Below are 12,515 nucleotides of genomic sequence, written 5' to 3'. Positions count from 1 at the left end.
GGAGAGGGAGGGATAACGATGAGAGAAGCAGTTATTGTCGCGGGCGCCCGCACCGCTATCGGTAAATCGAAAAAAGGAAGTCTCAAGGATTTTCACCCAGTCGATATGGGAGCTGCAGTTGTAAGCGACCTGTTGCGCCGCGTACCACAGCTCGATCCGGCTGATATCGAGGATATCATCATAGGGACGGCTGTACCGGAAGCTGAGCAAGGCATGAATATGGCTCGCTTGATCGGCCTGCGCGCCGGATTGCCGACAAATGTATCGGGGATCACGATCAATCGCTTTTGCTCCTCCGGTTTGCAGACGATTGCTTACGCTGCTCAGCAAATCATGGTCGGCAGCTCCGATGTAGTAGTCGCTGGCGGGGTGGAAAGCATGAGTCTGGTGCCAATGCTCGGTCACAAAATCGCACTCAATCCGACTCTGGTAGAAACGAAGCCGGAAGCGTACATGAGCATGGGGCATACGGCTGAGGAAGTGGCGAAGAGGTACAACATTTCTCGTGAGGATCAGGATGCTTTTGCTTTGCAAAGCCATCAGCGTGCGACGGCCGCAATTGCTTCAGGGAAATTTCAGGATGAAATCGTACCTTTGACAGTCAAGCAGCATTTTGTCGATGAAGCTGGCAAGGTTCACGTCCAGGAACGTGTTTTCGACAAGGATGAAGGGGCGCGCTCGGACACGACGATGGAGGCACTCGCCAAGCTCAGACCAGTCTTTCATGTGCAAGGCAGCGTAACGGCAGGAAACTCCTCGCAAACGAGCGATGGCGCGGCGGCAGTTCTCGTGATGTCTGCCGAAAAGGCAGCCGAGCTGGGTGTCGAGCCGATTGCCAAGTTCCGCTCCTTTACGGTTGGCGGCGTAGACCCTGATGTCATGGGGATTGGTCCGGTTGTTGCGATTCCAAAAGCATTGAAGCTGGCAGGAATCAGCTTGGAGGATGTCGATCTGTTTGAGTTAAACGAAGCGTTTGCCTCCCAATCGATTGCCGTCATTCGCGAGCTGGGACTCGATCCAGAAAAGGTCAATGTAAATGGTGGGGCAATCGCATTAGGGCATCCACTCGGTTGCAGTGGTGCCAAGCTGACAGTCCAGCTTTTGAATGAAATGAAGCGCAGAGGCGGCAAATACGGAGTCGTTACGATGTGTATCGGTGGTGGAATGGGAGCCGCTGGCGTTTTTGAAATGATCTAATTTTAAAATAAGGAGAGGGATAATAATGGCAGAAACAAAAGATTTGATCCGCGGTGGAAGCTTTTTGATCGATGCAGGTTCAGCTGATGATGTATTCGTGCCAGAAGAGTACACCGAAGAGCAAAAGATGATTGCCAAGACGACAGAGGATTTCGTCAACAATGAAGTTCGTCCTCATCTGGAAGAGCTTGAAAACCATCAATTTGATATTTCGGTTCGTCTGTTGAAGGAAGCAGGGGAGCTCGGTCTGTTGGCTGGAGACGTTCCTGAAAAGTACGAGGGACTGGGGCTGGATAAAGTCAGCACTGCACTCGTAACAGAGAAGTTCTCGCTGGCTCGCGGCTTTGCGCTCAGCTACGGCGCCCATGTCGGTATCGGTTCACTGCCGATTGTGTACTTTGGAAACGAGGAGCAAAAACAGCGCTACCTGCCTGATCTGGCGTCTGGAAAACGAATCGCAGCTTACTGCCTGACTGAGCCAGGCTCTGGCTCAGATGCGCTGGGTGCGAAAACGACAGCGACTCTCTCCGCAGATGGCACGCACTATATTCTCAACGGAGAGAAGCAATGGATCACGAATGCTGGCTTTGCTGATGTATTTATCGTATACGCGAAAATTGATGGCGAGAAATTTACTGCCTTTATCGTTGAGCGCACATTCCCAGGTGTTTCGTTTGGACCGGAAGAGAAGAAGATGGGGATCAAATGCTCCTCGACACGCACGGTCATTTTGCAAGATGTACCTGTGCCGGTAAATAATCTGCTCGGTGAGCCTGGAAGAGGTCACGTGATCGCGTTCAACATCTTGAACGTAGGTCGTTACAAGCTCGCGGTGGGCGCAGTTGGCTCCTCGAAAAAAGCGGTGGAACTCGCGACCAACTACGCAAAAGAGCGCAAGCAGTTTAAAACGCCAATTGCCAACTTTCCTTTAATCAAAAACAAACTGGCAAACATGGCAGTGAAAACGTATGCGGCTGAAAGCTCCGTCTATCGCACAGTGGGTCTGTTCGATACAGCGCTCACTCGCTTGGGTGAAAAAGCGGATGATGGCGCGGAGGTTGCGAAGGCAATTGCGGATTATGCGATCGAATGCTCGATCAATAAAGTATTTGCCACTGAGGTTTTGGATTACTGCGTGGACGAAGGCGTGCAAATCCACGGTGGATACGGCTTTATGTCCGAGTATGAGATCGAGAACATGTACCGTGACTCGCGGATTAACCGCATTTTCGAAGGAACGAACGAAATCAATCGCATGCTCATCCCGGATACGCTCGTGAAAAAGGCGATGAAAGGTGAATTGCCGCTCTTGCAAGCAGCAAGCAGTCTGCAAGCAGATCTGATGAGCTATTATCCAGAAGAGATTGAGGATGCACCCCTGGCTATGGAGAAGCATCTGATCAACATCACGCGCAAAATCATTTTGATGGTGGCTGGCTCTGCGTTGATGAAATACCAACAGGAAATGTCCAAAGAACAGGAGCTCTTGGCATTCGCGGCTGACATGCTGATCGAGCTGTACGCAATGGATAGCATCGTGAAGCGGACAGAGAAAGCAGTGTCGGCAAAAGGCATCGAAGCCGAGCAGCAAAAGCTGGAAATGACCGCTGTCTATGTACATGAGGCATTCGATCGTATCGAAGGCTGGGCCAAGGAAGCATTGGCGGCGATGGAAGAGGGCGACGAGCTTCGTCTGCGCCTGTCGATCTTGAAAAAGCTGACCCGCCGCACGCCGATCAACACAGTGGCACTCAAACGGTCAATTGCAGACCGCGTGATCGAAGCGGGGGCATATGTGGTGTAGTTCCAAACAGTAGATAGGAAAAGGAGCAAAGCATTGAGCTTTGCTCCTTTTGCATTTTACGCACGTTTCCATTCTTGTTCGATTCAGCGGCAGAATGTGCCAAGTTGCATGCATATTTTGGGAAGCTCTCACGAACGCTAATGGAACATACTTCGTAAAAGGGCGGGAGCTGTAGAAGATGGCGATGAGAGGGTGGCTGAGAAGAAAAAAGACATCTGTCAAAGACAGGATGAGCCACTCGAGTGAGCCCATCCATGTCCGTGAGATCAGTGAACGATTAAGTGATAACCTTGCGGAGCTGAATGCAATATTTACGCTGACACCCGATTTGGTCATTCGGACGTTTGCGTGCCAGCATATAGAGGGCATGGTTACCCTCGTCTACCTGAATGGCTTGGTTGACAAAAACTCGATTAACAACAATGTGCTTCGTCCACTTTTGTCACAACCGGATGGTGAGACATCGAGTATTTTGGATCTGTTATCTGTCGGAAAGGTATCCGTTGCCTACGACTTTCGGAAAGTAGAAACCGAGATTTTGCTTGGAAGCAGCCTTTTGTTTATCGAGGGTCGAAAAGAAGTGCTTGTGATTCAAACGAATGGATGGCCACAGCGGGCGATAGAAGACCCGCAATTGGAGGCTGCGTTAAAGGGAGCACACCAAGGGTTTGTCGAAACGGACTCGATGAACATTGCTCTCATTCGCCGCTATATTCCCAACCGCGAATTAAAAATAAAGGAAATGTGGTTGGGAGAACGAGGCCTTGCAAAGCTCTCGATCATCTATTTGGCTGATGTGGCGAATCCGGAAGTATTACAGGAGCTGGAGGATCGGCTCAAGATGGTCAAGGTTGATTCGATTCTCAATGCGTCTGAACTGGAGGAGTATATCGAGGATAATCCTTACTCTATGTTTCCACAGTTTTTGTTTTCGGAACGTCCGGATACAGTCTCCTCTCACATCTTGCAAGGGAAGATTGCTGTCGTTGTTGATCGCTCTCCAAGTGTATTGATCGGTCCAGCTACTTTCGCTTCCTTTTTTCAAAATGTTGACGATTATGGTACTCGCTGGCCTGTTGCCACGTTTATTCGCTTGCTTCGCTATTTAGCATTTTTGATTGCTACTTTTTTACCTGCAATCTATATCGCTTTGATTTCTTTCAATTATGAAGTCATCCCGCTGGATTTGATTTTATCGGTAGGGGAATCCCGGGAGAAGGTTCCCTTTCCTCCCTTGCTAGAAGCATTCATTATGGAGCTCACACTGGAAATGCTGCGGGAATCGGGAATTCGCTTGCCGGCTCCTATTGGACAAACAGTTGGTATCGTAGGGGGTATCGTGATTGGTCAAGCGGTCGTGCAAGCGGGGATTGTGAGCAATATTATGGTGATTGTCGTTGCATTTACAGCGATCTCATCCTTTATTATCCCGAACTACGATATGGCCTCGGCAGTTAGGCTTATTCGATTTCTCATGATGATCCTCGCAGCGATGTTTGGTTTTGTTGGCATTATTGTCGGGTTGATGGCATTGATCGGCCATCTGATTACGCTGGAATCATTAGGTGTTCCTTATGGAAGTCCTCTTGCCCCTGTGCGCTTCGGGGACTGGAAAGATTTATTTATCCGCCTGCCACTGTGGAAAATGAAAGATCGTCCCCTGTCAGCCCACACGATTGAGGACCAAAGACAAGGAAATAATCGGCCGAGGGAGGATGGGTGATGCAAAAGTATACGTACAACCAATTGAGCGTCCTCCAGTACATTCTCCTCATCCATGGGGCACAAGTAGGGATCGGAGTATTGACGATTCCCAGAGAATTGGCGGAGAAGGCGAGCACTGACGGGTGGATATCGCTTTTGATCGGATGGCTTGCGGCAACGCTAATTAGTCTCGTCATCACGAACATGATGAAGCAGTACCCGGAGAAGACGATCATTGATATATTTCCATTGATCCTGGGCAAGTGGTTCGGGCGTGCGGCTATTGCTTTGATGTCCATTTATTGTGGGATGTCGGCGTTCGTTTTGCTGATAAACGCCACGGCAATCATTAATGTGTGGCTACTGTCTCAGACACCCGCATATGTCGTGGTGTTCCTTTTTGCGCTGCCGACCTATCTCGTCCTCCAGGGAGGGGTTCGCGCTATTGGAAGGTACGCCGAGCTCGTGTTCTATCTTACACTTTGGATACCTTTTGTTCTCACGACGGCTTATCGAGAGGTTCATTGGTTAAACTTACTGCCAGTAATCAAGGATGGCTGGCACCCGATATGGGAAGCGAGTAAAACAACGGTACTCTCCTTTCTTGGATTTGAGTTTGGTTATTTCGCTTACCCTTTTCTTCAAAAAAAGCAATATGCGTCCATCGGCATTGTCATTGCGAATACAATGACGTTACTTGTGTATTTGTCTGTCACCATCGTTTCCTTCGCTTACTTTAGTCCCGATGAAATTACGCAGTATACATGGCCTACGCTCAATTTATGGAAAGCCATTGAGTTCCGCTTTTTGGAACGCGTCGATATTCTTTTTCTCTCTTCTTATTTGTTTATATTGTCAACGACTGCAATGCCGTACACCTATTTCTGTGTCTTTTCATCCAGTCAGTTATTCGGCATGAAGGATCACCGTAAGCATTTGCGTCTGTTCCTTCTTCTGGTTCCAGGGGTGCTATGGTTTTATACGCCATCCTTTGTTGATCTGAAGAAATCGACAGAAATTTGGAGCTACGCAGGCTTGGGATTTGCTTATGCGCTTCCTTTACTGGCTTGGGGGCCGATCAGGCTATCGAAACGAGCAGAAGGGGGGAAAAAAGCATGAGGGCATTTGCTCAGGTCCTGTTATTGAGCTTGCTAGTAACCGTGTTGGCAGGTTGCAGGGATCAAATCAATTTGGAAGATACCACTTTATCGCTGATGATCGGAATGGATTTGAATGAAAAAAACGAGCTTCTCATGTATATTTCAAGCCCGGTGTTCAGTCGGGAGGCAAAGGAAAAGTCTGAGGAATATGGTATCCGGTCATCTACCATTAGAGAGTCGAGAATGGGCTTTGATGAGCGAGTGACAGGCTTGACCCAAGCAGGCAAAATTCAGGTGTTTGTGATAGGGAAAAAGCTGCTGGCTCACCCAGACTGGTTTCGGTTGCTAGATGTCGTTTTTCGGGATGCAAAGTTCAGTGTCAACGCACGTATGGCTGTGCTTGATGGTCCATTGCATGAGTTGTTTGATTATAAACCAAAGGACAAGCCTCGTCTGTCCATGCATGTAACAACGCTGATCGACACAGCCAATGCCAGAAATCTGACGGTAAAGACGAGGGTGCAGGAGCTCCATCGGCAAATGTTTGAAAAAGGGATGACACCTAGCTTGACTGGGTTGAAGAAAGAAAAGCGGGCAGTCAAGGTAACAGGGACGACTTTGTTAAAAGAAAATGGAACGTACGCAGGCTCGATAGAACCGCGGGATTCGATTCTTTTGCAAACGCTGCTCTATGGAAAACAAGGGGAACTGTCCGTCACCATCCCGATTAAAGAACCGAACGATCACAAACAAATTTCGAAAGACAGGATCAGTTTTTTTATCAAGGGCGTCCAAAAAAAAGTAAAAACAACCTATCAGAACGGTCGATTTCATTTTGACGTTCATTTCAAGTTGCGAGTGTCCATATCGGAGCGAATATTTCCGTTCAACATGGAAAAGGACTACAAAAAGATGGAGCGAATGATCAGTGACGAGTTACAGAAGGATTACATGAAGTTAATCAAGAAATGCCAGGAAACCGGTATAGACCCGTTTGGGTTTGGTCTCTATGCGCGTGCCTATGAATATAAGGAATATAAAAAGGTAGAGGATGATTGGACGAAGGCTTTTTCCAATGCCATAGTTGAAATCAAGCCAGACGTATCAATCAAGGGAAATGGCGTCATAAAGTGAAGGGTGAAAGACAAAACCCCCTGGCAATCAGTAAATGCCAAGGGGGTTCGTTATTTAATAGATAGCTTCCCAGCCTGCAGGAGTGACGAACAGGCGAATCGCCTTGATTTTGCGGTCGTCCATCAGGGTGAAGTAGTGGCGGTAGTTCGGTGGTACGGAGATTAGATCGCCTGGCTCCAGCTCAACGTCGAAGTAGCGACCATCTTTCCCTTTGATGGCGAAGATACCGTGACCATCAACGCAGAAGCGGCACTCATCGTCTGTGTGGTGATGTTCGCCCTTGAATTTTACCAACAGCTCGTCGAGGTTAGGCGTTTTGTCAGAAAGAACGATAATGTCCGCTGTCAAGTAACCGCGACGTTGGCTGATTGCATCGATTTCTGGTTTAAAGGTGTCGAGAATCTCTTGTTTTTCCTCGTCTGTCGGGCTGTAGTTATCACGGTGCTTGGGATCAAGGCGATCCACGCCCCATTTTTCGTAAATGATCTCTTGGGTATCCAGGAAGGAGACAACTTCCTCGGGTGCGGAGATGTACTCATTGTTGTCGTGAAAACGAATTTGTGCCATCGTTTATTCCTCCTTAATTGGTGGTTGTAGTGGACACGACTGCTTGGCGCAATTGCAGCCAGCGGGCGTGATACTCGAATAGGAATTCAAAAGCTTCCAGATGGCGCTTGGCCTCGAAGTCATTGCCGCCCCACGTGTAGATACCGTGGTTACGGATGAGTACGCCGGGAACTTCTGGTGTGATTACTTTTTCAATGGCGGCAGCCAAGGTCGGAATATCGGCAAAGTTCTCAACAATCGGAACAGTAATGCGCGCGTTTTCTTCCCAGATTCCGAGTCCCTTAATCAGCTCTTGTCCTTGAATGGAGAAAGCTCGTTGTCCAAAGTACAGCTCGGAAATGAGATTATTCCATACGGTATGGACGTGGAAGCAAGCCCCTGCCTTCGGAAACGTTTTGTAGACGACGGCGTGGATGAGCGTTTCTGCGGACGGCTTGAGAGCAGTTTCATCCACCGGACGAGAGTCTTGATCCACAACCAGGTAATCTTCGGGGGACAGCTTGGTTTTGTCTTTGCCGCTTGCCGTTACAGCAAATTGCAAGGGATCGTTTTGTATTTTAATAGAGAGATTGCCACTGGTGCCGGGAAACCAGTCCCGGCGGGCAAATGTCAGCTTGGCGTCATCCAGACGGCGAAAGGCATCCAGACGTTGTTCGAGTGTTGCAGTCATGAATTAGACGACCTCCTGTTGGACTTGCTGTAAAATGCGAATCACATCGTGGAACGTGGCAAACTTGCTATGCGGCAATTGCAGCTCTTCTGCCTTGTCAGCAAGGAAGGAACGGGCAATCACATAATCAGCGATTTTGGCTCCAGCCAAATCAGTGATGGAGTCGCCGATGACGATGCGGAAATGGGTTGCTGGATCGTAACGGCGGATGATGGTCGTCTTGCACATGCCGCAGCCGTTCGTGCAATGTTCATCGCAAGCGTTTGGCCACGTAATGGTGATGCGTTCTCCGCTGAAATCACTGCCATTGCAGTAGATCGGAACATCGGCAAGATCGAAGGGTGCTAGGATAGGCTCCAGGAAAAAGTCGATGCCGCCACTCGTGATCAACAGCTCGATGCCTTCTGCGCGGCAATAGCTCACGAATTCAGCAAATCCCGGGCGAATGGTCGCTTCATGGACAATAAAATCAATAATGTCCTGGCGCAAGGAGGAGGGCAAGAGCTGAAACAGCTTGCCAACCCCTTCCTGAACGCTTATTTTTTGCGAAAGGATTTGCTCCGTCAAGGCTTCCCACTCAGGGGGAGCGAACTTGCGGACAATCGCTACAATGTTGTCTTTTTCGGTAATCGTACCGTCGAAATCGCAGAACAGGACGAGCTTCTTACTCATCGTGCGCCACCCCACTTTTCCAGGGCGATCGCCAGTTCTTGTGATTCTGAGGAGGCTTCTTCCAATGTTCGGCCTGCGGTGACTGCATCAATCGCAGCAACGAATGCTTTCGCTCCTGCGGTTGCTCCACCGGGATGACCGTGGATTCCGCCTCCTGCATTGACGATTTGATCGAGTCCGAAGTCTTGATACAGCTGTGGAACCAGCCCCGGATGAATGCCGGCAGACGGAACCGGGAAAGAACGGCGTACACCATTCAGTGGGTCTGTCAAATGCTTCGCGAGCTGCAACGCTTCTGTTTTGTCCAGAGCGACATTGCCATATGGGGATGGGAAAAGCACCAAATCCGCCCCAGCTACACGCATCAACGTACCGAGTAAAAGCGGGGTGGCGATGCCGTAGTCAGGTGATGGATAGTATGCGCCTGCCAATGCTGGATGCGCCATGATCGGTACGTGTACATCAGGATCGGCTGCCAAACGGTGCAGGGCATCGAAGCCAAAGGCCAGCACGTTGAACAAAAGGCAGTCAGCCCCCGCCTCTACCGCACGCTTCGCTTTTTCGTTCAGCTCATGCACAGGTCCAGTCAGGTTGGCTGCATAGAGGACGGGCTTGCCAGTTTCGGCTTCGGTCTCCTGTGCGATCTGCTTGAACGCTTTGATCCGTTCGATAAAAGGAGCGCGGTCATCTGCAAAGAAGATTTCGTCATCTTTCACGAGATCGACTCCGCCCAAGGCTTGTGCTCGGAATTGCGTCTTCAGATCGTCGAAAGGGAGACCCAGGCACGATTTGAAAATGCTCATCAAGAGCGGACGGTTATGTGCCCCTAAACGTTCGCGCAGACCATCAATGCCGAACTTCGGTCCAGGGAAAGCCTGTAGGAATGATTCAGGGAAAACGATGTCGATGAGCTTGATTTTGCCATCCATCGATAGTTTGCCGAATATTCCGGTTAACAAGGATGGAATGTCCGCTGTAAAATTGCGAGTCGGATAGCTAACGGTAATCAGACCACGTGTTTCACCGTTTTCCAGTGTCGCAAGCGGTGTCGCGCTCACAGCTTCACCGAGATACGGCGCTAGCTCAGCTTGCTTGGCAAGCGGCAGGTCTGTCCAGGAACCGACTGTCATGCCGACAGCAATGGCTTGCGCTTTTTTGTTCAAGTCTTTTGCTTGGGTGAGATAGGTGACGAGGATACGTTGTTCACTCATGGTACGCCTAATCCTCCTTGAATTAATAAAAAAAGCCTCCCCATTGAGCGGGGAGGCGGTTGTCGACTATGAAAGCGTCTCGTCTCCTCTCATCTCTCGGGTCAGTAGCCGAAACGAGCCAAAATTGCTCGATCTCGACTCTTATCCGTTGGAATTAGCACCGTTTCGCTATCCAAGGTACGCATGATGAGCGTACGATTCATGGTATAGCGCCGGTTGCCGGGCATCATAGGGCCAGTCCCTCAGCCAGCTCGCGATAAGAGTTATTCGTTTCCCCCATGATATGACGTTCATTGTCAGGAGTCAATCCTTGTTTTTGCAGAGAATGTGCAGCAGATTATTAGAAAAATGAGACGAAGATGAAACTTTTTTACAATTCCTTCGTGGTAAGGGGTGAAAGGGTGTGAACGGCTTGGGAAAGTAGGTCTGGAGGATGTGTACCAGCTGCATGTAAACGATATTTACCGCTATCTTTTCCGGCTGACACGAGATTAGAGGCTGGCAGAGGATTTGACACAGGAAACCTTTTGTCGCGCCTTCTCTTCCTTGGACGACTACCGTGGGGAAAAAGTACGGCCCTGGCTGTTCAAGGTGGCCTATCACGCTTTCGTGGATGTTTATCGCAAGAAGACAAAACAACGCTTTGCGTTTGTGGAAGCCCTGCCGGAGCGATGTGATCAATCGGCGGTTGATCCGGCAGAGCATGTCGTGAACAAAGAGCTGTGGGAAGTGGCCCATGACTACTTGGAGCAACTTCCGGAAAAGCAGAGACAGGTCATTTTATTGTCCGCCATGCAGTTTTCCTACGCGGAAATGGCAGAGGTACTCGGAATCGAGCTGGCAGACGTCAAGCGCTCCTTGTTTCGGGGACGACAAAAGATGCGGCAGTTGTGGAGGGAGGAAAGCAAGTGATGAACACGGACGAGAATCAACGTGAGCAAAGGCTGCTTGCTTATTTGCGTGGAGAAATGACGGCAGAGGATTCGAAACAATTCGAGGAAGAAATAGCCGCTGACGAAGAGTACGCACAGCGATTGGAAAGGCTTTTGTTGGGGGAAGAAACAGAAGAGGACAACGCGAAAACCAAACAGTCTGAAACACTGTCAGCTGAAAAACAGCGTGCCATTGTTCGCCGGGGGAAATGGAAAAATCGGTTGTCCAACGCAGGATTCACCATAGGGCTTCCCTTTCTGGCCGGTGTTGTGTTGCTGATTCTGAATGGCTGGGTGGGGTCGCTGATGCATGAAGATCTGTTCCGCGTTGCAAAGTCGATGGTCAATTTTACTCAACCAGGTGTGAGAGTGGGGGGGAGTGGTTCACAGGTCGGATTGCTGTACGGAAACATCAGCATGGAACTAAGCGAGCGGGTTGGGGGAGAGGAAAAGAATGCGGGTCGTTTTGAGAGTACGAATGTGCTGTGGAATGTGAATGCCAAGCCGCAATGGACGAACGGGGTCAGGGAGCAAAAGTTGTTTTTCCGTTATCCGGCAGAGGAGGAAACGGAGGATACCATGTCTCTCACCTCAGCTGCCTGGACGACAATGGAGAAGCTGCCCGAAGGAACGGTTTCGCAGCTTGCGATATCTTTTGACCACTTTCTGACGTACCAGGAGTATTATAAGCTGGTTACCCGCCATGTTACCTCTTCAGGTCAAGATACAGTCTGGCTTGCAATAGATACAGGGGTAGAGCTCAAGCAAGCTGAAAGCGGAGATGTGCTTTTTGGTTCCGGGGAAGTGTGGGGATTTGCCCAGCGAGAAATGGATTACGGTGGTGTATATAAAAAAGGGGCTGGGGACAGAGTAATCGCAAACTATCTGGAGGAGATGAGTTATTTGTCAGAGCAAGAGGAACTGGCTCGTGATATCGGAAAATCCTTACTCCCTGGCAGAGATATACAGATTGCAGAGCGATACAGTCACATACAGAAATACGGGGTTCGCATTTACGGAGCCGTCCTCACCGGACCTACGAAAGAACTGCTGAAGCTCAAGGCAGAAAAGTCGATAACAGCAGCGTTTTTAGGCAAGGTAGACTGGTGGAATTGGGAGCGACCTGCGGCATCCGGAACACAATACAGCTATTGATAGCAAGGTGCGAATTTTTGCACAAAAGGGTGTTGACATCGTGGAAGCGTTGGTTGTATGATTCAAACTAAATCAAAAACCGAATACGTTTTGGATACCTTATCCAGAGAAGGTGGAGGGACTGGCCCGATGATACCCGGCAACCGACATGACGCCATTCAGACGCGAGAAAGCGACTGATTAACAGGCGACATGCACGGTGCTAATTCCTGCAGAAACAAAAGTGGTCTGGAAGATAAGGGGGACATCAACACGGTTCTTACACGTGACGACAGCGACCTCTTTTCTTCGGGAAAAGAGGTCTTTTTTGCTCTCATGACACAAACAAAACAAGTAGAGATAGAGGAAAAATACGTAGAGGGGAGTTTT

General features: G+C 49.5%; 11 protein-coding genes and 2 riboswitches. Of the genes, 7 read left to right on the top strand and 4 right to left on the bottom strand.

Going from position 1 to position 12,515, the window contains the following annotated elements; translation table 11 throughout:
• The first annotated feature begins 18 nt into the window (after positions 1 to 18).
• From HP570_RS18695 to HP570_RS18675, 5 genes are all read left to right on the top strand, one after another.
• Entirely contained in the window at positions 19 to 1,197 is a 1,179-nt protein-coding gene (locus tag HP570_RS18695; protein ID WP_172141276.1) for an acetyl-CoA C-acetyltransferase, read from the top strand.
• A gap of 25 nt (positions 1,198 to 1,222) precedes the next feature.
• Positions 1,223 to 3,001, top strand: a complete 1,779-nt coding sequence (locus HP570_RS18690) for an acyl-CoA dehydrogenase family protein (RefSeq protein ID WP_173626712.1) — start codon at positions 1,223 to 1,225, stop codon at positions 2,999 to 3,001.
• A gap of 178 nt (positions 3,002 to 3,179) precedes the next feature.
• Positions 3,180 to 4,724: a spore germination protein gene (locus HP570_RS18685; protein WP_173626711.1), complete on the top strand. Its 1,545-nt coding sequence runs from the start codon at positions 3,180 to 3,182 to the stop codon at positions 4,722 to 4,724.
• Positions 4,724 to 5,824 carry a GerAB/ArcD/ProY family transporter gene (locus tag HP570_RS18680; protein WP_173626710.1) on the top strand — a complete coding sequence of 367 codons (1,101 nt, stop codon included), beginning with the start codon at positions 4,724 to 4,726 and terminating at the stop codon, positions 5,822 to 5,824. The genes HP570_RS18685 and HP570_RS18680 overlap by 1 nt, the downstream gene beginning before the upstream one ends.
• The gene (locus tag HP570_RS18675; protein ID WP_173626709.1) at positions 5,821 to 6,939 is read left to right on the top strand and encodes a Ger(x)C family spore germination protein; all 1,119 of its coding nucleotides are present in this window, start codon (positions 5,821 to 5,823) and stop codon (positions 6,937 to 6,939) included. Before HP570_RS18680 ends, HP570_RS18675 begins: the two co-directional genes overlap by 4 nt.
• A 54-nt stretch (positions 6,940 to 6,993) precedes the next feature.
• Here HP570_RS18675 and HP570_RS18670 read toward each other — a convergent pair whose 3' ends face one another.
• The 4 genes from HP570_RS18670 to HP570_RS18655 are packed head-to-tail and all read right to left on the bottom strand — an operon-like array spanning position 6,994 to position 10,059.
• Positions 6,994 to 7,506, bottom strand: coding sequence for a 1,2-dihydroxy-3-keto-5-methylthiopentene dioxygenase (locus HP570_RS18670; protein WP_015893125.1), 513 nt, complete (start codon positions 7,504 to 7,506; stop codon positions 6,994 to 6,996).
• A 13-nt stretch (positions 7,507 to 7,519) separates the two neighbouring features.
• Complete coding sequence (locus HP570_RS18665; protein ID WP_047073140.1) at positions 7,520 to 8,176, bottom strand: methylthioribulose 1-phosphate dehydratase; 657 nt, start codon at positions 8,174 to 8,176, stop codon at positions 7,520 to 7,522.
• A gap of 3 nt (positions 8,177 to 8,179) precedes the next feature.
• Positions 8,180 to 8,848 (bottom strand): 2-hydroxy-3-keto-5-methylthiopentenyl-1-phosphate phosphatase, encoded by a 669-nt coding sequence (locus HP570_RS18660; protein WP_173626708.1) that lies wholly within the window; start codon positions 8,846 to 8,848, stop codon positions 8,180 to 8,182.
• Positions 8,845 to 10,059: a 2,3-diketo-5-methylthiopentyl-1-phosphate enolase gene (locus HP570_RS18655; protein WP_173626707.1), complete on the bottom strand. Its 1,215-nt coding sequence runs from the start codon at positions 10,057 to 10,059 to the stop codon at positions 8,845 to 8,847. The genes HP570_RS18660 and HP570_RS18655 overlap by 4 nt, the downstream gene beginning before the upstream one ends.
• An 86-nt stretch (positions 10,060 to 10,145) precedes the next feature.
• Positions 10,146 to 10,322, bottom strand: a riboswitch (SAM riboswitch).
• A gap of 247 nt (positions 10,323 to 10,569) precedes the next feature.
• Here HP570_RS18655 and HP570_RS18650 point away from each other — a divergent pair.
• Together HP570_RS18650 and HP570_RS18645 are read left to right on the top strand one after the other, a co-directional pair.
• Entirely contained in the window at positions 10,570 to 10,971 is a 402-nt protein-coding gene (locus HP570_RS18650) for a sigma-70 family RNA polymerase sigma factor (RefSeq protein ID WP_254495363.1), read from the top strand.
• Positions 10,971 to 12,146 carry an anti-sigma factor gene (locus HP570_RS18645; RefSeq protein WP_173626706.1) on the top strand — a complete coding sequence of 392 codons (1,176 nt, stop codon included), beginning with the start codon at positions 10,971 to 10,973 and terminating at the stop codon, positions 12,144 to 12,146. The genes HP570_RS18650 and HP570_RS18645 overlap by 1 nt, the downstream gene beginning before the upstream one ends.
• Positions 12,147 to 12,242: 96 nt before the next feature.
• Positions 12,243 to 12,388, top strand: a riboswitch (SAM riboswitch).
• Positions 12,389 to 12,515: the final 127 nt, after the last annotated feature.

The organism is Brevibacillus sp. RS1.1 (assembly GCF_013284365.1).
Lineage (GTDB): Bacteria > Bacillota > Bacilli > Brevibacillales > Brevibacillaceae > Brevibacillus > Brevibacillus brevis_D.
Note: the sequence above shows the minus strand (reverse complement) of the source record. Positions and strands in the feature narration are given on the sequence as shown.

Coding starts and splice junctions, on each gene's coding strand:
- HP570_RS18695 (WP_172141276.1), top strand. CDS start 19: ATGAGAGAAGCAGTTATTGTCGCGGGCGCCCGCACCGCTATCGGTAAA.
- HP570_RS18690 (WP_173626712.1), top strand. CDS start 1,223: ATGGCAGAAACAAAAGATTTGATCCGCGGTGGAAGCTTTTTGATCGAT.
- HP570_RS18685 (WP_173626711.1), top strand. CDS start 3,180: ATGGCGATGAGAGGGTGGCTGAGAAGAAAAAAGACATCTGTCAAAGAC.
- HP570_RS18680 (WP_173626710.1), top strand. CDS start 4,724: ATGCAAAAGTATACGTACAACCAATTGAGCGTCCTCCAGTACATTCTC.
- HP570_RS18675 (WP_173626709.1), top strand. CDS start 5,821: ATGAGGGCATTTGCTCAGGTCCTGTTATTGAGCTTGCTAGTAACCGTG.
- HP570_RS18670 (WP_015893125.1), bottom strand. CDS start 7,506: ATGGCACAAATTCGTTTTCACGACAACAATGAGTACATCTCCGCACCC.
- HP570_RS18665 (WP_047073140.1), bottom strand. CDS start 8,176: ATGACTGCAACACTCGAACAACGTCTGGATGCCTTTCGCCGTCTGGAT.
- HP570_RS18660 (WP_173626708.1), bottom strand. CDS start 8,848: ATGAGTAAGAAGCTCGTCCTGTTCTGCGATTTCGACGGTACGATTACC.
- HP570_RS18655 (WP_173626707.1), bottom strand. CDS start 10,059: ATGAGTGAACAACGTATCCTCGTCACCTATCTCACCCAAGCAAAAGAC.
- HP570_RS18645 (WP_173626706.1), top strand. CDS start 10,971: ATGAACACGGACGAGAATCAACGTGAGCAAAGGCTGCTTGCTTATTTG.